Origin of the sequence: Polaribacter filamentus (assembly GCF_002943715.1) — a bacterium.
Classification (GTDB): domain Bacteria; phylum Bacteroidota; class Bacteroidia; order Flavobacteriales; family Flavobacteriaceae; genus Polaribacter; species Polaribacter filamentus.
In genome coordinates this window covers 408,301-427,402 of sequence record NZ_MQUA01000014.1, presented here as the reverse complement: position 1 = coordinate 427,402, position 19,102 = coordinate 408,301, and the positions used below count along the sequence as shown (strand labels likewise).

Annotated in this window: 17 protein-coding genes; 15 read left to right on the top strand and 2 right to left on the bottom strand. The window is 31.9% G+C overall.

Translation table 11 applies throughout. From position 1 onward, the window contains the following. The first annotated feature begins 17 nt into the window (after nucleotides 1-17). From msrB to BST83_RS20945, 8 genes are all read left to right on the top strand, one after another. Nucleotides 18-464 carry a peptide-methionine (R)-S-oxide reductase MsrB gene (gene msrB / locus BST83_RS18615; protein ID WP_104811221.1) on the top strand — a complete coding sequence of 149 codons (447 nt, stop codon included), beginning with the start codon at nucleotides 18-20 and terminating at the stop codon, nucleotides 462-464. Nucleotides 465-503: 39 nt separating this feature from the next. Beyond that, the gene (gene msrA / locus BST83_RS18610; RefSeq protein ID WP_104811220.1) at nucleotides 504-1,040 is read left to right on the top strand and encodes a peptide-methionine (S)-S-oxide reductase MsrA; all 537 of its coding nucleotides are present in this window, start codon (nucleotides 504-506) and stop codon (nucleotides 1,038-1,040) included. A 238-nt stretch (nucleotides 1,041-1,278) separates the two neighbouring features. Beyond that, entirely contained in the window at nucleotides 1,279-2,835 is a 1,557-nt protein-coding gene (locus BST83_RS18600) for a protein adenylyltransferase SelO (protein WP_104811219.1), read from the top strand. 10 nt (nucleotides 2,836-2,845) lie between these two features. Beyond that, nucleotides 2,846-3,790, top strand: coding sequence for an aldo/keto reductase (locus BST83_RS18595; RefSeq protein WP_104811218.1), 945 nt, complete (start codon nucleotides 2,846-2,848; stop codon nucleotides 3,788-3,790). Next, on the top strand, nucleotides 3,781-4,317 hold the full coding sequence (locus BST83_RS18590) for a peptide-methionine (S)-S-oxide reductase (protein ID WP_104811217.1): 537 nt from the start codon (nucleotides 3,781-3,783) through the stop codon (nucleotides 4,315-4,317). The genes BST83_RS18595 and BST83_RS18590 overlap by 10 nt, the downstream gene beginning before the upstream one ends. A 607-nt stretch (nucleotides 4,318-4,924) precedes the next feature. Further along, on the top strand, nucleotides 4,925-5,419 hold the full coding sequence (locus tag BST83_RS18575) for a winged helix-turn-helix domain-containing protein (RefSeq protein ID WP_104808085.1): 495 nt from the start codon (nucleotides 4,925-4,927) through the stop codon (nucleotides 5,417-5,419). 269 nt (nucleotides 5,420-5,688) lie between these two features. After that, nucleotides 5,689-6,732: an IS5 family transposase gene (locus BST83_RS18565; protein WP_104811215.1), complete on the top strand. Its 1,044-nt coding sequence runs from the start codon at nucleotides 5,689-5,691 to the stop codon at nucleotides 6,730-6,732. A gap of 288 nt (nucleotides 6,733-7,020) precedes the next feature. Beyond that, nucleotides 7,021-7,233, top strand: coding sequence for a transposase (locus tag BST83_RS20945; RefSeq protein ID WP_240614896.1), 213 nt, complete (start codon nucleotides 7,021-7,023; stop codon nucleotides 7,231-7,233). Here BST83_RS20945 and BST83_RS18555 read toward each other — a convergent pair. Next, the gene (locus BST83_RS18555) at nucleotides 7,201-8,082 is read right to left on the bottom strand and encodes an IS1595 family transposase (protein WP_104811214.1); all 882 of its coding nucleotides are present in this window, start codon (nucleotides 8,080-8,082) and stop codon (nucleotides 7,201-7,203) included. The two genes, BST83_RS20945 and BST83_RS18555, sit on opposite strands and share 33 nt — an antisense overlap. A gap of 307 nt (nucleotides 8,083-8,389) precedes the next feature. On the opposite strand from BST83_RS18555, the gene BST83_RS18550 reads away from it, so the two are divergent. The 6 genes from BST83_RS18550 to BST83_RS18530 all read left to right on the top strand — a co-directional run bounded on the left by BST83_RS18550 (nucleotide 8,390) and on the right by BST83_RS18530 (nucleotide 18,017). Then, nucleotides 8,390-9,292 carry an IS1595 family transposase gene (locus BST83_RS18550; protein WP_104811213.1) on the top strand — a complete coding sequence of 301 codons (903 nt, stop codon included), beginning with the start codon at nucleotides 8,390-8,392 and terminating at the stop codon, nucleotides 9,290-9,292. A gap of 17 nt (nucleotides 9,293-9,309) precedes the next feature. Next, the gene (locus BST83_RS20010) at nucleotides 9,310-9,465 is read left to right on the top strand and encodes a hypothetical protein (protein ID WP_170062825.1); all 156 of its coding nucleotides are present in this window, start codon (nucleotides 9,310-9,312) and stop codon (nucleotides 9,463-9,465) included. 576 nt (nucleotides 9,466-10,041) lie between these two features. Continuing rightward, nucleotides 10,042-13,344 (top strand): SusC/RagA family TonB-linked outer membrane protein, encoded by a 3,303-nt coding sequence (locus tag BST83_RS18545; protein ID WP_104811212.1) that lies wholly within the window; start codon nucleotides 10,042-10,044, stop codon nucleotides 13,342-13,344. Between the two features lie 11 nt (nucleotides 13,345-13,355). Continuing rightward, the gene (locus BST83_RS18540; protein WP_104811211.1) at nucleotides 13,356-14,921 is read left to right on the top strand and encodes a SusD/RagB family nutrient-binding outer membrane lipoprotein; all 1,566 of its coding nucleotides are present in this window, start codon (nucleotides 13,356-13,358) and stop codon (nucleotides 14,919-14,921) included. A 10-nt stretch (nucleotides 14,922-14,931) separates the two neighbouring features. After that, nucleotides 14,932-16,914 carry a calcineurin-like phosphoesterase C-terminal domain-containing protein gene (locus BST83_RS18535; RefSeq protein WP_104811210.1) on the top strand — a complete coding sequence of 661 codons (1,983 nt, stop codon included), beginning with the start codon at nucleotides 14,932-14,934 and terminating at the stop codon, nucleotides 16,912-16,914. A 323-nt stretch (nucleotides 16,915-17,237) separates the two neighbouring features. Further along, a complete protein-coding gene (locus BST83_RS18530; RefSeq protein WP_104811209.1) occupies nucleotides 17,238-18,017 on the top strand; it encodes a glycerophosphodiester phosphodiesterase in 780 nt (259 codons plus the stop codon). An 18-nt stretch (nucleotides 18,018-18,035) separates the two neighbouring features. Here the strand turns inward: BST83_RS18530 and BST83_RS18525 are convergent, their stop codons facing one another. After that, complete coding sequence (locus BST83_RS18525; RefSeq protein WP_104811208.1) at nucleotides 18,036-18,245, bottom strand: hypothetical protein; 210 nt, start codon at nucleotides 18,243-18,245, stop codon at nucleotides 18,036-18,038. Nucleotides 18,246-18,783: 538 nt separating this feature from the next. Here BST83_RS18525 and BST83_RS18520 point away from each other — a divergent pair. After that, the gene (locus BST83_RS18520) at nucleotides 18,784-19,002 is read left to right on the top strand and encodes a transposase (RefSeq protein ID WP_240614875.1); all 219 of its coding nucleotides are present in this window, start codon (nucleotides 18,784-18,786) and stop codon (nucleotides 19,000-19,002) included. Nucleotides 19,003-19,102: the final 100 nt, after the last annotated feature.

Here is a 19,102-nt window from a genome sequence, read left to right as displayed (position 1 = left end):
CGAAAATAAAACATTTTATGCTAACATGGAAAGAGGTTATTAGCTTCACAACAAAAGGAAATCCAACTCCAGATAAAAGAGTTGAAAAAACAGAAAAAGAATGGAACGCTCTATTAACGCCAGAACAATTTAGAATTACAAGGCAAAAAGGAACAGAAAGGCCAAATTCTGGCGCTTTATGTAGTATTTATGATGAAGGGAAATACAACTGTATTTGTTGTAACATGCCTTTATTTGACTCTACAATAAAGTTCGATTCTAGCTCTGGATGGCCAAGTTTTACACAGCCAATTAAAGAAAATGCAATTAAATATCATAAAGATGTTTCTTTAGGTATGATAAGAGTTGAAGTAATGTGCAATACTTGCGATGCGCATTTAGGACATATTTTTCCTGATGGACCAGCACCAAGCGGATTGCGTTATTGCATCAATTCTGAATCGATGGTTTTAGATAAAAAATAAACAACAAGGGGTTTTAATCCCTTATTTTAAAAATATAAAATGAGTAAAAATATACAAATTACCACAATTGGCGGTGGCTGTTTTTGGTGCACAGAAGCTGTATTTCAAAAAGTAAAAGGTGTAGAAAAAGTAATTTCTGGTTATGCTGGCGGAAAAGTTCCTGGAAAGCCAACCTATAGAGAAATTTGTTCAGGATTAACTGGGCATGCGGAAGTAATTCAAATTACTTTTAATGCTGATGTTATTTCTTTTGAAGATCTTTTAATCATTTTTATGACCACTCACGATCCTACAACTCTAAATAGACAAGGAGCAGATAAAGGAACTCAATATCGTTCTGTAATTTTTTATCATGATAAACATCAGCAAGAAATTGCAGCTAAAGTTTTGAAGGAAGTTCAACAATATTATGATACTACAATCATAACAGAAATGAGTGCGTTACCCGTTTTTTACGAAGCTGAACAAGAACATCAAAATTATTACAAAGAAAATACACAACAAGGATATTGCAGTTATGTAATTGAACCTAAACTATCTAAGTTAAGGAAGTTACATGCTGATAAACTGAAGTAAAATGACTAATCTATTTGGTTCAGAAAGATGTAATAAAACAAAATATTATAAAACATTCTTAGAAACGCGTTGTGTAGATTACACGTTTCTAGATGTAGAACAACCTGAATAAAATGCAGAAGAATTGCGTAACTTGTATGAAAATAGAAAACTAAATTTCCCAACAATTACCAATTAATGATAAAAAATTAAGAAATCCTTCTGATAAAGGCCTCCAAAAATGCATTGATACATTATGATGAAACTACACATAAAAGATACTTTTACTAAAAATTTACCTGCGGATAAAAATCCACAAAATACCAGAAGACAAGTTACAGAAGCAGTATTTTCTTATGTGAATCCGAAGAAAACCAAAAAACCTCAGGTTCTTCATGTTTCGCCAGAAATGGCCTCTGAACTAAATATTTCTGAAAAAGAAACGAAATCAGAATTCTTTAAAAATATGTTTACTGGTAATGAAGTGTATCCAAATACAAAGCCTTATTCTATGTGTTATGGTGGTCATCAATTTGGCAATTGGGCCGGACAATTAGGAGACGGCAGAGCAATTAATTTATTTGAAGTTGAACACAATACTAAAAACTGGAAAGTACAATTAAAAGGCGCTGGCGAAACTCCGTATTCAAGAACAGCAGATGGTTTGGCGGTTTTACGCTCATCTGTAAGAGAATATTTATGCAGCGAAGCAATGTTTCATTTGGGCGTTCCAACTACACGTGCTTTGTCTTTAAGCTTGTCTGGAGACATGGTTTTACGCGATGTTTTATATGATGGAAATCCAGCGTATGAAAAAGGAGCCATTGTTTCTAGAATTTCACCTTCATTTTTACGTTTTGGTAATTTTGAAATTTTTGCAGCTAGAAAAGATGTGAAAAATTTAAAAGTGTTGGTGGATTATACAATCAAACATCATTTTTCACATTTAAGAAAAACATCCAAAGAAAATTATATTACTTTTTTTAAGGAAGTTTCAGAACGAACTTTAAATATGATTATTGATTGGCAACGTGTTGGTTTTGTGCATGGTGTAATGAATACCGATAACATGTCAATTTTAGGTTTAACCATCGACTTTGGACCTTACGGATGGTTGGAAGGCTTTGATTTTGGCTGGACACCAAATACGACTGATATTCAACACAAACGTTACAGATATGGAAATCAACCAAATATAGGTTTATGGAACCTATATCAGCTAGCAAATGCTTTGTACCCAATAATTGAAGAGGTAGCTCCTTTAAATGCAATTTTAGAGCAATATAAAATTGATTTTGAAATAAAATCTTTACAGATGATGAAATCAAAATTAGGCTTGTTTTCTTCGGATGAAAATGATGTTGAACTAGTTAAGAATTTAGAAGATACTTTACAGTTAGTAGAAACAGATATGACCATTTTCTTTAGAAATTTAAGTAATTTTTCTGATGAGAATTCTGGTTTTCATTTAATAAAAGATTCATTTTATGAGCTTGAAACTATTTCTGATGACGTAAAAAATAAATGGAACAACTGGTTCAAAAAATATGCTGAAAGACTTCAATTTGATAGGATTTCACCCGAAGAAAGAAAAGAAAAAATGGATGCTGTAAATCCTAAATATGTACTTAGAAATTACATGTCGCAAATGGCAATTGATGAAGCTGATAAAGGAAATTACACTTTAATTGACGAACTATTTCAACTCTTAAAAAAACCATATGCTGAGCAACCAGAAAATGAAAAATGGTTCGCCAAAAGACCTGAATGGGCACGAAATAAAGTAGGTTGTTCTATGTTATCTTGTAGTTCTTAAAAATAAAAAAATGAAATTAGGATTAGGAACTGCAGCTTTAGGAAGACCACAATACATAAATGTTCGTCAGAAAAACAGTAAAAATTCTGATTTAGATACTTTTAAAAAACATAGTTTTTCAGTTTTAGAAGCTGCTTATAATTCAGGAATTCGCTATTTTGATACGGCTCCTGGTTATGGTTTGGCAGAAGAATTAGTATTAGAGTGGTTGCGAACAAAAGACGATAGGTCTATTGAAGTTGCTACAAAATGGGGATATACATACACCGCAAATTTTAATGAAAATGCAACTGTGCATGAGGTAAAAGAACACAGCGTCTCTAAATTAAACGAGCAATGGAATTTATCTAAACAGCTTCTACCCTATTTAAAAGTATATCAAATTCATTCTGCAACTTTAGAAACTGGCGTTTTAGAAAATACCGAAATTTTAGAGCGATTAGCTTTTTTAAAAAGAGAACACAACCTAAAAATAGGTTTGACAACTACAGGTACAAATCAAGTTGAAGTCATTAAAAAAGCGTTAACTGTATTGGTTGATGGTGAACAACTTTTTGACTTATTTCAGGTAACTTATAATTTTTTAGACCAAAGTTTATTAGCAATTTCTAAACAATTAATCAGTCAAAATAAATCGATCGTTATTAAAGAAGCTTTGGCAAATGGTAGAGTTTTTAGGAATGTGAACTATCCTCAATACAATAAAATGTATGCAACTTTAGAAGATTTAGCTCAAAAACACAACGTTGGCATTGATGCAATTTCTTTAAAATATTGCGAACAAACAATCCCAAAAAGTGTTATTTTAAGCGGAGCAAGTACCACTAGCCAACTAATAGAAAATTTAAAAATAAACTCTTTTTTACTTTCTTCTGATGAAATTGCGATCTTAAATTCTTTTAAAGTTACTCCAAAATTTTACTGGTCAGAACGCAAACAATTGCAATGGAATTAACTAAAATAGCTTTTGGTGGTGGTTGTCATTGGTGCACAGAAGCTGTTTTTCAAACTTTAATAGGTGTTCATAAAGTTGAACAAGGTTTTATTTCGTCCACCGCCGAAAACAATACTTTTTCTGAGGCTGTAATTGTACACTTTAATGCTAAAAAAATTGAATTAAAAATACTTATTGAAATTCATTTATGTACCCATAAAAGTGCGAGCAATCATTCTATGAGAAGTAAATATCGTTCTGCAGTTTATTATTTTTCTAATTCTCAAAAAGAAAAAAGTTTAAAAATAATCGATGATTTACAAACGGGTTTCAAAGATAAAATCATTACACAAATAGTAGAATTTACAGCTTTTAAACCTTCTACAGAAGAGTTTCATAATTATTATCAATCAAATCCTAGCAAACCATTCTGTGAAACTTACATCAATCCTAAACTAAAATTTTTAGTGCAAAACTTCTCTAATCAAATCGAAAAAAGTAAAGTTTCTCATCTTATTCCGACTATTAAAGAAACCCATCAATTATGAACATCCTGCAAAAAATCAAAAATTATTTCAATTCTAAAGCAGAAAGTAATACTTCGGCAAATGCACCCGAAGGGATTTGACCAAATTGCTGGGGAAAACAAGAATGGGAAGGCGAATTTTACAAATTAAATAAAGGAAATAGACTGGTTGCTAATGACGAAACATATACTAATTTCATACATAAAATTATAGAAACTAATATTGAAGGAATTACCATAAAAGAAAATTTTTACGATTGTGAAACTTGTAAAGTAAATTATAAAAAATAAGTTTAAAACCTTTTAGATAAAGCTGTTGTCTGATGTACAAACTCAAAAAAACACCCGACGAAAACCTATAATTAATGAAAAATTTCTTGTCTTTATTTTTGACTTTTTTTACTGATGTATTAAAAATAAAGGCTAAATTCTATAAAGCATATTGTTTATAGCTATTTCTTTGAATTGTATCCAGACTTGATTAGAAGCTAATGCAATACTAACAATTGTTGCCATTTTATTGGTCTTATTCTTTATTCTTTCTAGTACCAAAAACCAGTTTAAATAATTTTGCAGGTATTTATACCAAAATAGTTTTTTAATGCCGTATATTTTCATTATATTACGTTATGGGAAGAATAGCAAGTTTAGATATTTCAGAATCACTAATTGAGCTTAAAGAATTAGTGTCAAAGCAAACAACATTAAAAGGGGAAAAGCGAGTAAAATCTTTAATTTATATAAAGACAAAAAAGTTTAAAACTCGACAAGAAGTGTCAGCTTCTGTAGGAGTTCACATCAGAACATTAGAAAGATGGGTAGAAACCTATAAATTATTTGGAATTGATCAAATGATTAGTGATAAGCCAAAAAATAAACAATCAAAAATTATTACTTCTGAAATTCATTTAGGTTTATCGCAAAGAGTTAATGACCCTCTCAACCCTTTTTTAGGATATTGGGATGCGCAAATATGGGTAAATGAAACCTATGGGATTGAGATAAAATATCAACGTATTCGAGAGTATTTAAAGCAACATTTTAAAACAAAACTTAAAAGCCCGCGAAAATCTCATTACAAAAAAAATGTAGAGGCTGAAAAAGCCTTTTTAAAAACTACCTAATACGCTAAACAACATTAGATTAAGTCTAAATAAAAATAAATACAAAGAGGTAAATCTATATTTTCAAGACGAAGCTAGATTTGGAATGATGAATCATTTAGGAAAATATTTAACAGCTAGTGGAGTCAAACCAATAGTTACTTATCAGCATATTTTCAAAACAACTTAAGACCGTTGCAAGGAAGTACCTAATAAAAAGCACAAAAATAACACGTAATTATTTATGTTAAATATATGATTGTAAGTATATTAAGTTGTAAATTTAGTGTATGAAAATACAAAAACAACCAACTTTAGCCGATAGCATTTGTGATTTACGAGCAAGAAAAATTAAAAAGACATTTTTCACCCAAATAAACACCCTTATCGATTGGGATACGATCTCTATCCTAATAAATAATGATTATTTAAAAGGAAAAAGTGCCACTGGCAAGCCTTCTTATGATGGGACATTACTTTTTAAAATGTGTCTTTTACAAAGTTGGTATGGTTTAAGCGATTATGAAGTTGAAGACCGAATAAATGACAGTCTTTCCTTTAGTTATTTTTGTGGGATGACCATTGAACAGGTTGCTCCAGATCATAGTACTTTAAGTAGGTTTAGAACCGCATTAACCAAAACACAAACCTTCGAAAAATTATTTACCTCCATAAACAAACAGCTAGATGCACATAATATCATTGTAAAAACAGGTTTAATAATAGACGCTAGTGTAATAGATACGCCACTTAGACCAAAAGGAAAAACAAATTTTAAGGTAACCGAAGACCGCTGTGCAGACCAAGTAGAAGTACACAAAGAATATCCAGATAGTGTCGATAAAGAGGGTACTTGGTTAAAGAAAAGAGGAAAGTACCATTTTGGGTTTAAAAAGCATCATGTAACGGATAACGAAGGACTCGTTCTAGGAGTACTAACCACAACTGCGAGCAAAAATGAGATTGCAAATTTGGAGGAAGTTCTAGAAACTGTAAATGTAGCATTACCAAAAGGCATCCCTCTAAAGGCAGATAAAGGGTACCAATCAAAGAAAAATGTTGCGATTTTAAAGAAGCGTAATTTAAAGAATCATATCCTTAAAAAGGCGGTAAAAAATAAACCGTTAACAAAATGGGAAACTAGATTCAATAAATTAATAGGAAAAACAAGGTTTAAAGTAGAACGTACTTTTGGAGGAATAAAATTATGGTTTAAAGGTGGAATTGCAAGATATAGAGGGATGAAAAAAATGCATACACAAAATTTGATGGAGGCAATGTGCTACAATTTATATCGAAGTCCAGGGATATTTGCGTCTAATTGTAAAAATTAAGGAAAAATGAAGCCTAAAAAAGGCATTTACTCACTTAAAATAGAAAAAAAATAGCATAATCGATGTTGTAGCTAAAAAAAAGGGAACTCTAAAAAGTAAAAATAATTAAGTTCGCTTTTTGCAACGGTCTTGTTTTGTATGGGAAATTAATGGTGTTGATACTAAAATATTCGAAGCCTATCTTAAAGAATTCTCTTTATATAAGCCTAAGGAATATAAAATTGTGGTGATCGATAACGCAGGTTTTCATTCAACAAAGAATATCGAAATACCTGAAAATATTCATTTATTAAGAATCCCCCTTATAATCCAGAGTTAAATCCTTGTGAACAAGTTTGGCAATACATTAAAAATAGATTTAAAAATCAACGCTTTGAAAAAATGGAAAACCTTAAAGAATGGCTACATAAAACCGTCACGAAAATGGATAGTGAAACGATTAAATCTATAACTGGAAATCATCATTTTTTAAATGCATTTAATGCGACATTTATTAACTAAATTGGTATTAGTTGCTACACCATTAAAGGATTCCATAAATTTCCTCAATCTCATATCCATAGTATTCACATTGTGAACATGATATATTTTATCAACTGTTTTCTGTCCTTTTGATGTGTTGAACTTCTTATGAATAATTGTATTAGATTTTGCAAAGGCAGCATAACTTCTATGACTGTCGCTGCAAAGTACTGTTGCTTTATCGAGCTTACCTTGATACACCTTGTTTAGGTCTTTTTTACTAATTCGTCCTGTTGTAACCACTTCAAAATCCTTATTTCCAGAACGATCGCAGGTAGCAATTACGGCTACTTTCTCATTAGATATACCCGCTTTGCTAGCTTTTTCTCCTCGTTTCTTAGGTTTTCTTTCTAAAGTACGATTCCCTTTTTCTGAAATTGGAAAAAACAAATCATCACTCTCTACAATACCTTCAAATTCGGATACTGAAACGCTAGAAAATGAGGTTAATAATTTATGACGCCAATCAAATGAGGTCTGAATTGAGATTCCTGTTTCCTTTGCACTTTTTCTAATACTATAGCCCGATAGTAAACAATAAAGATACTTGTTAATCTTGTCTTTCTTTTTTAATGCAAACCAAAATTTCCCTGTCGTTTCACTAAAGTTTTTACCACAACCATTACACAAATAGCGTTGTACGCCTTTTAATGTACCGTTTGCACGTATGCGTTCGCTTTTACAATGAGGACAAGTAACTGCTTTTCGTTCTTTATCTTCTTCTAAATGTGAACCCGATGTTGATAAAGACAGTAAAGAGTTTACAATATCTTGTTGGATAATTAAGCTACTGCTCAAAAAATAATCTCTAAAATCTGATGGTATCATAAATGTTCTTTTTTGTTAAGATAACACATATTTACTTTAGAACTTAGCCAAAATCATTTAAAAAAAATGTTTTTTTAGTTAAAAATCACCCGTTTTATCTCTATTAACATATTAATATTTTAGAATTCATGACATCTTTAACAATTTACAAATTATTAACACCCCATATAAACACTTAATAAATACTTAATAATCAGTTAACTCAAAGAAATGAATTCTAAATTAATTTTGTGACTTAAATAAACAATATAAATTTTTTGAGTTAGTCATTTAATTTCCGTATATTATAACCTTTAAAACAAGAGATATGGAACAATTTGAAGATCAAGATATACTAAACTTTATAAAAGAATTACCAAATGATGCTGCTTGTAAAGCGTATTTAGCCAAAATAAAATGGCAAGATGGATTTACTTGTATGAAATGTGGTCATACCAAAGGCTGTGAAAAAGTAGATTATAGATACCATTGTTATAACTGTCAACACGTAGAAAGCGCCACTGCAAACACCTTATTTCATAAAGTTAAATTTGGATTGCAAAAAGCCTTTTGTGTGGTTTTTGAAATGAGTACAAGTAGTAAAAGTATTTCAAGTATTCAAATGGGAAAACGTTTTAGCATTCGCCAAGGAACAGCGTGGTATTTCATGCAAAAAGTGCGTAAAGCAATGAAAAGCAGTCAAAAATATCCTTTAGAGAAATTAATCCATGTTGATGAATTTACTGTTGGAGGGAAAGAAGAAGGCAAACAAGGAAGAAGTTATGATACGAAAAAGAAAAAGGCTGTTATCGCAGTAGAATTAACAGATGGCAATAAAGTTAAAAGAGTTTATATCAGATCCATCAAAGACTATTCTGCAAAATCATTAACCCCGATATTTGAAGAGCATATAAGCACATCTGCTAAAATAGTAACTGATAAATGGAGAGGTTACCAACCTTTAAAAGAGATGTATGACATTGACCAAATATATAGTAATAATGGTGCTAATTTCAAACAATTACACATTGTGATTATGCAAGTTAAGTCATGGTTGAGAGCAATACCAACTCATGTAAGTAAATGGCATATTCAAGCATACTTTGATGAGTTTTGTTTTAGAATTAATCGCTCTCAATTTAAAACCAGCATATTTCATAAAACGATTAATAGAATGGTAGAAAGTAAACCAATATATCAAAATCAAATAAAACAGATGCTAAGCGTATAACTCAAAAAATTTTTATTATGAAAAAAATCTTACTTTTTTGTATTCTTTTCGCAAGTACTTTGGCTTTCAGCCAAGTTACTATGCTAACTACCAATACTACTTGGTCTGGAGATGTAACTTTAGATGGAAAAGTTGTTGTTAATGCTGGTGTAACATTAACTATTCAACAATAACAGTTATTAAAGCTGTTTTTAAATAAGATCCAATTGATGCATCTGCCTTAGTTGTAGCTAAAGGTGGTAAAATTATTAACGTAAAATTAATTTTAACCTGTAGCCATATTCTAGTAAGTGTCATATATTAATATGAAAAAACATATGTAATAGCTTTTCTATGCTTAGTAAGCACTCTACAAAAGGCAAACTCAATATCTCATCTAATCTTTCGAATTCTTTTGTTTATTTAAAATTATTATACATTTTTATTTTAATTGCAATATTTCGAAACAATAAAATGTTAATCTAAATAAATAAAGCTATTTAAAAATATAAAGACTCACTAAATATAAACACTCTATAAACCTTATAATACAACAGTAAATTCATTTACATACTAGCTTTTTTACACTTAACAACCTTTCTGAAAAGAATAAAATTAAAATATTATATTTTTTTTGTTTCTTATTATTTTGTTTTATTAAATTTATTACATATCTTTGATTTAGAATATAACAATTCGAAACAATAAAATTGACAATATTATTGAATGGCGCTTATTGAAATTATACAAATCAACTAAAAATCAATACAATGAAGAATTTTACAACACTTCTATTATGCTGTCTTTTGCCATTGTGCTCTTGGGCTCAAAGCAATGAAATTAACGGGAAGGTCTTTGACAGTAGCGGACTACCCTTTCCTGGCGCTACCATTATTGAAGTCGGCACTAAAAACGGAACGACTACCAATTTTGATGGAGTTTTTACTTTAAAAGTACTAAGTAAGACATCACAATTAAAAATTTCTTTTCTTGGATATTTAACTCAGGAAATCAGTGCTAGCTCAAATAAACTGCAAGAGATTATTCTTGAGGAAGCAGCCGACCTATTAGACGAAGTTGTTATTACAGCCCTTAATATTTCCAGAGAGGAAAAATCGTTAGGTTACTCCATAGACAATTTAAAGAGTGAAGAAATAACAAGGTCTGTTACCGGTAACTGGTTAAATGGCGTGGTAGGTAAAGTAGCTGGGTTATCTGTCGCCCAAGGAGGTACAGGACCAAGTGGATCCATGAGGGTTACCTTACGCGGTGATCAATCGTTAAACTATGGTAATAATGAAGCCTTATTTGTAATAGATGGGGTGCCCGTTAATTCAGGCATGACTTCTACCTCATCTGGAACTAATTATGCTGAAGCTGATGCACCTGTAGATTATGGAAACGGCATGACTGACATTAACCCAGATGATATTGCTACAGTTTCTATACTGAAAGGGCCTGCTGCTGCAGCGCTCTACGGCTCTCGTGCTGCCAATGGTGCGATTGTTATAACAACCAAATCTGGTAAAAAAACCAAAGGTATAGGTGTAACTGTTAATTCTTCAGTAGTTTTTGATGAGGCATTTAGATTCCCTGATTTTCAGACTGAATATGGTAATGGATCTGATTCGGGGGCAAATGAATATTCTTTATGGAACATTAGTTCTGAAATGGCCCCAGATGGTGTGGCTCAACCCAGAAAATATTCACGTTACACTTTTGGTGAAAGGTTTGATCCTAATAAACTACGCTATTTATATAGTTCAAAAGATTGGGAAACAGGTGAATTTACAAAGAAACCTTGGGTTTATCAAGATGATTGGTATACAGGTTTATTTAGAACAGGTATTACTAAAAATAATTCGGTTTCTTTAAGCGGAAGCAATGGAAAAGGGACAACTAGCCGTTTTTCTTTCACAAATTTTCAAAATGAATATATATTACCTAATACGGGTTTTGATAGACAAACAATTTCTTTGTCATTTAGCACACCAATCAACGATAATATAAAATTAACTTCAAATGTTAATTATACCCGTAAGAAAAGTGATAATATGCCTAGTGGTGGTTATGATGAGACTGGCGTTATGTACAACTTAGCTTGGGGTTTCAATGTAAACAGTATAAATGAATGGAAAGACGAACATTTTGACGGGCGTTATAACTTTACAAATTGGGATGCAGGAGGCGCAAATGGCCAAGGATTAGTTTTTCCTTCTTCAGATGGTTTTAATCCCTATCGAGTGCTTTACACACACCTGAATGGAGAAGATAGAAATAGAGTTTTTGGTAATATTGGATTATCTATTGATTTAATGAAAAGACTCACACTTGATTTAAGGTCAGGTATTGACTGGTCAAATCAATTCAGAACACAACAAAGACCTTACTATACAGCTGGCTATCAAAAAGGTTTTTATCGTGAACAAACAGTTAGGCAGTTAGAGAATAATAATGATTTTATGCTACGTTACACTAATAATGATTTGGCCAATAAGCGATTTGGACTTTCTGTTATGATTGGTGGAAACAATAGAGTTAATAATTTTCATGACGACAAAATCACTTTGAGCCAACTTGGAGAAGAAGATGTTTATCATACTAAAAACCTCCCTTCAGGTGTAATTCCTGATCCTTTTAATTTCAGAAGTAAAAAAGTTGTTAATAGTCTGTATGGCTTAGCTTCATTAAGCTGGGATGATACCTACTTTTTGGATATTACTGGACGTAACGATTGGTCAAGTACACTTTCAAGTGGCAATTGGTCCTATTTTTACCCATCAGTTTCAACGAGTATTTTAGTGAACAAAATTTTTGATTTCCAATCAAATGCTCCCTGGATTGATTTCGCAAAATTACGGTTTTCTTGGGCTAATGTAGGTAATGACACATCTCCATATTCTCTAGATCAGTTTTATGAAACAAGTTCATATCCTGGAGGATATTTGTTACCTGGAACGATGACTGATTCACTTATTCAGCCAGAAAACGTAGTAAGTTGGGAAGCTGGTATTGAAGCTAAACTATTTAAAAATCGTGTATCATTTGATTTCACTTATTATTATTCCTCAACAACTAACCAAATAGTTTCAGTAAATGTAGATCAGATTACAGGAGTGACAGGTCAACAAATTAATGCTGGAGAAATCACTAATGAAGGAATTGAAATTTCAGCAAATTTCGTACCTATTAAAACACCTAATTTTGAATGGTCTTTTAATGTTAACTGGTCCAAAAATATTAATAAACTAGTTAGTTTACAGGATGGTTGGGATCCAAAACAACCGCTCCAAACAAATATGGGAACAACGATTGGAAACAGAATCTTTATTAACTCATATATAGGTGAACAAATGCATGTAATTTACGGAAGAGGCTTTCAACGAGCGCCAGAAGGCTCTTTTTACACTGACGAAAACGGAAATGAAGTAGATGCCTCCGGAATGCACCTTGTTAATTCTAGTGGGTATCCTATACTAGATGCTTCTCCAGATCGTAAAATAGGTAATGTTAATCCAGATTGGAGAGGCGGTATGACACAGCGTTTAAGATATAAAAACCTTACACTAACCGCTGCATTTACAGGTCAAATGGGAGGGAATACTTTTTCCGTTACCAATTTTGCACTTTCATATCAAGGTAAGCTAAAAAACTCATTGGAAGGAAGAGATGATGAAGGAGTAGTTCACCCAGGTGTTAATCTAATATCAAATAGTGACGGAACCGTTTCTTATACTGAAAATACAACTGTAACTAAAAGTGTTCAAACCTATTACAATTCGTATATATGGAATCGTAATAACACAGAAATGAATACTTTTAGCACCTCATATTTTAAATTGAATGAGCTACGATTAGACTATCAACTCCCTGTAAAGATAGTAAGAAAAATAAATGTACTACAAGATGCTAGTTTTGGTGTTTTTGCTACTAATGTATTTGTTATCACTGAATTCCCTCAATATGATCCAGATACAGGAGTGCTTAGTGGATCAAATATTTATAAAGGTATTGAAACAATGTCGTTTCCAATGACACGATCATTAGGTTTCAATGTTAAACTTACATTTTAAATAGAAAAACGATGAATAAATTATATAAAACATTAACAATTGGATTAATTATAGCAATAACTTTTGGCTGTACATCTGATTTTGAAAATATAAATACAAATCCTAACACTACTACTGTTGGAGAAATAAAGGCTAGTGGCATGTTTGAACCACTGCTTTATAATGGAGCCAAGTTATGGTTAAATTATTCCTGGTTTTGGAACAACGAACTAATTCAATTTACTGCATTTACAGGAGGTACTACACGCCAGGAACATCGTTATTTTATTAGTGATGGAAACTGGCAAAGCGTTTGGAATACTTATAGTCGCTATGGTAATAATGTATCACATATGTATAATTTGAGTATTGAGCAAAATGATAAATCTTTAGAAGCTATTGCTCTTACTTTAAAAGTTTTATACATGTCTAATCTTACAGATATTTATGGTGACATTCCTTACTCAGAAGCTTTTAATGCACAAGCAGCAGGTGGCACAACTAAACCTAAATTCGAATCGCAAAAAGAAGTATATGAACAAATGTTTGCTGATTTGATGGCTGCCAACGAAATTTATGCTACAGAACCTTTATTTATAAAACCTTCTTTAGATGGAATGTACGGAGGGTCTATGGGTCAATGGCAAAAATTCAATAATTCACTATACCTTCGCTTACTTACTCGTGTTAGTGGGCGTATTGAAATGAACGTAGGAGATAAAATGAATAAGGTACTGAACGATCCTTCAACATATCCCATATTTACTTCCAATGCAGATAACGCTACAGTAATATTCTCAGGTATTGACCCTTATCAGAATGAATTTGCTGTTACAAATGAAGGTAGTTTTACAAGTAGTGGAAGAAAGCTAGCGGAACAACTAATTAAAATGACAGTACTTACTGATAATAGTAATATGCAAGTTTATGAAGATCCACGTTTAGCTATTATAGGAAAGAAAAATTCAAATGTTTCAGAGAATCCTAATAATATTTGGATAGGTACAGTAGCAGGGTCTACTGAAGAGGAGCGAACAACTGTAGATTTTGGGACTTCATGGTTAAATACTGCTGTACTAGCTAGAGCTGAAAGCCCAACGACCTACATGGATTATGCAGAAGTTCAATTCATTTTAGCGGAAGCCGCTTTAAAAGGAAATATTTCGGGAGGCGAAACGGCAGCTAAAGAATATTATCAAAATGCGATTAAGGCTTCCGTAGAAAAATGGGCTGAGTTTGGTCAATTCAGTGAGACACTTGTTTTAATTAGCAATGAAGATATTACAATATTCCTTGCTTCTGATCTAGCATCATGGGATAGTAATGATAATAAAGAAGAACTAATTGCAAACCAAAAATATCTAGCTTTATTCTGGATTGGCATGGAGGCGTATCATGAATATCGTCGTACGGAATACCCTAAACTTACTATAGGGGATGGTACTATTTTTAATGATATGATACTCCCTACCCGTTTTGGTTACCCAACTACAACTATGGCTACGAACAATGCTAATGCTCAAGCAGCTCTTGACAGAGTGCAAGGTAGCAATGATATGAAAACCCCGGTTTGGTGGAGTAAACAAGCCATAGAATAAAACTTTTTTTATGAAAAGTCAAACAAGAAGAATATTTATTAAATTAAGTGGGTTAATAACCTTTGCTAGCCTTACTGGAATTGGATGTTCTTCTTGTTTTAATAAAGACGGTAACGATTTTATTGAGGATAATAATTTTAATATTTCTGGAGTATCGATACCCTCAAATATAGATGTATCTATTGGTGGTGATATTACGTTTGTTGGCAAAGGATTTGAAATAGGTGATATAATTCTACTTACTTCTTACTTGGATGAAAAAATAAACTTTAATAGTACTGTAATAGCAACGACTGATAATTCTTTTACTTTTCGTATTCTCGAAGGATTTAAAACTGGTAGATATAAAATTTCTGTTTTAAGAGGATCAGAAACTCTAATCTTGGGTGCTACATTATTTAACTTGATTGAAGACACAAATATTCCAGATATCAATGGAATGACTGTAAAGGGTGTTATTTATTCTAATGGTAAAGGTATCCCGGGAGTTGTAGTATCTGACGGACTCGAAGTTACAGTTACTGATAATAAAGGTGTATACTATCTTCCTTCGCTTAAAAAGACTGGTTTTGTTTATATTTCTATTCCTGGAAATTTTGAAGTAGTTAATACTGGAAATGCTCCTCAATTTTTTAAGCGCTTAAGTAAAAACACGAGTTTAGTTGAACAAAAAGATTTTTCATTACTAAAAGTTGACAATAGCAAACATGTTGTTATTCCAATGGCAGATTGGCATTTGGCTAACCGTAATAATGATTTAGATCAATTTAACAACTTTGTATTGCCCGATGTAAATGCAACAATTGATAAATATGTTGCAGAGGGCACTAAAGTATACGTTTTAACCTTAGGTGACATGACTTGGGATACATATTGGTATAACAATAACTTTGGGTTAAATGAGTATATTCCTTATATGAACAAGCTAAACAGTCCTGTATTTAACATAATAGGAAATCATGATTACGACCCTTATTATGCGAATGATTGGGAAGCAGAAAACAAATATAGAGAAGTACTAGGCCCTACCTATTATTCCTTTAATTTAGGTGATATACACTACGTGGTATTAGATGATGTTGAATATCTTAATTCTGGCGGCTCACAAGGAACAGTAGGTAGTCGCAATTACAACACTAACATTAGTTCAGATCAGATGGAATGGCTAAAAAAAGACTTAGCTACTATTACTGATAAAACAACGCCTATAGTAGTGGCTATGCATACACCTTTGTATAGAAAACCTACTTTAGATTCAAGCGGCAACCAAATTAACCAAATAGCATTAGGAAACGGAAGCTCTTTAATTGATAATCTCAAAGATTTTTCTAATGTAAATGTTTTATCTGGTCATACTCATGTTAATTATAGAGTAGAACAGGAGTTTAATTTAATGGAGCATAATACTGCAGCTATATGTGCCACTTGGTGGTGGACAGGGAGAAACGGTTATGCCGAAAACCATATTTGTAAAGATGGTAGCCCAGGAGGCTATGGTATTTGGGAATTTAATGGAAAAAATATTGAATGGATTTATAAAAGTATTGGTCACGAAGAAGACTATCAGTTTAGAACATACGACTTAAATTCAATTCATATAACAGCAGCAGATTTTGCTCCAAATTCATCTGATGATGAACTTGCCAATTATGCAGGATCATATGCTCAAAAAAATGTTAATAATGAAGTTTTAATCAATATATGGGGTTATGACAGTCAATGGCAAATTAAAGTAACTGAAAATAGTAACAACCTTAATGTTATCCGTATAAATGACAAAGATCCATTACATATTATATCATATGATGCATTGCGTTTAAATGCAGGAGCAACTCCTACAAGCACTTTTGTTACTGAAGATACTCCACACTTATTTAAAGTTACCGCTTCGGCGCCTGATACTAAATTAGAAATTAAGGTAACAGACCGATTTGGAAATGTTTATACTGAAAGTATGGTACGTCCAAAAGCATTTTCTTTAAGTATGATATGAAATAGATGTAGAAAAATTAAAATTTTAAAATCAATATATAGAATATGAGGCCAATGATTTAAAGAGTAATTTAACCTGTTTTGGAGTATTTCAATAAAAAAATATCTTTTTCTTCTTGAGAAAGATAAATTAATACTTATCAAAGCATGGAAGATTCATAGATTTTTTAGGTGACGCATGTTTCAATAATTACTAAGTGTATAACAGTTTTGACAAAAATTGATAATTCCGAATTTGAAATGGCTTGATAAGGAGGTGTTGTAATTGAAATATCATAATTAAACTAAATAAGCATATAATAATCACACTCAAAAATTTATTTCATGAAAAAATTAATTCTTATTCTAATACTTATTATTTGTGTAGCTTGTAATGATCTAAACTTCGCAGATAACGAAGTAGTAGCTCACAGAGGAGCTTTTAAAACTCATAACTTACCCGAAAATTCAATTGCATCCTTAAAACAAGCCATTGAATTAGAATGTGTAGGATCAGAGTTTGATGTTCATATGACTTCCGATAGTATTCTGGTTGTTCACCATGATGCAGAATATCATGAGATGGTGATAGAAAATAACAAATATGCTACATTAAACGAACAAAAACTATCAAATGGCGAAGACTTACCAACCTTAAAAGCTTATTTACAGGCCGGTATGGAAAACAACATGGCTACTGGATTGGTATGCGAATTAAAACCAGCATCCTCTAAAGAAAGAACATTAGCAGTTGCTAAAAAAACATTGGATTTAGTTGAAGAGCTAGATGCAGCTAATTATATTTCGTCATATATTAGTTTTGATTACAATATGTTAAAAGGCTTATTAGCTATCAATCCAAAACTTCATACACAATATTTAAATGGTGATAAACCACCTCATGAACTTAAAGAAGATGGTATTGCAGGTTTTGATTATAAATTTATTATTTTAAAGAACAATCCTAACTGGATTACCGAAGCCAAAAACCTTGGGCTAACTCTAAACGCTTGGACAGTAAATAAAAAAGAAGACTTAATTTTCTTATTGGATAATGAATTTGACTTTATTACTACCAATGAACCCGAATTACTATTTTCTATATTGGAAGAACGCAAAAAGTAAACTCAAGTAGCAGTAATTTTATTTAACCCTTTCGTAAATATATAACTCATGAAGCTCTTCAGAATATTTAGGATAAAAGCCTTTAACCATCACCAATACAATCCGAGAACCACGGTTTGCTAAAACTAACAAATCATTGTTTGTAGAATCTATAGAAAGACCTTCTACTTCTCCTGCACGCAGGAACTCTTTACACTCCTTAAATAAATGAACATACGCTGCTGTCATACCATATCCGATACATCTGCCAAATAAATATTATCAGTTTCATGTAAATCAGCATTACCATCATCGGCTGTGATCACTATTTTCCCATCAACTTAGAGTATCCCTTGCTGGTATTGTGGCATAGGTCTTAAATGGATTTTTCCTAAATATTTACCTGTTGCAAGATTGTAACGATATAAATATTTACCTTCCACCCAGCCCGACATCCAAGCCATATTACGCCGCTTATCAACAGTTATTCCTGAAGCTTCTGTTTGCCCCGACTCTTGGTCAAAGTTAATTGAACTTTCGTACTCAAGCGTTTCTGCATTGTAAGTTGCAATTTTGAATATCTTTACTTACTCCATCGTCGAACCATTCAATACCTATGTAAATTTTATTATTATAAACGTCAATATCTCCAATATGATTAGCTTTTTTTAAGTCCAACAAATGGTTTTTCATTTTTAGAAACCAAATTTCCATCTTTAGTCTACTATTTTAGCCCCCAATAAGTTCGGAGTGATATTTTAAATTTCAAAACTAATATATTTGAGATATGAAATACAAGAAATGGACCTTAGCACAGAAGTTAGAAATACTATCTATTTCAGAAGAAATAGGAATTATTGAAACTTGCCGAAAATACAGCGTGAGTACTGGCACTTTCTACAGTTGGAAAAAGAAGTTTGAACACAAAGGTGAAGCAGGTTTAAAAGTCACCTATAACATTAAAGTAAAGAACTTAAAGCAGCTGAAGAAGAGAATAGAGTGTTAAGAAAATTGTTGAGCGACAGAGAAATCGAGCTTGAAGTGCAACGTGAGCTTTTAAAAAAAAAGTTTGGGACGTCCGATCCAAGAAAGATTTAGTAGATACA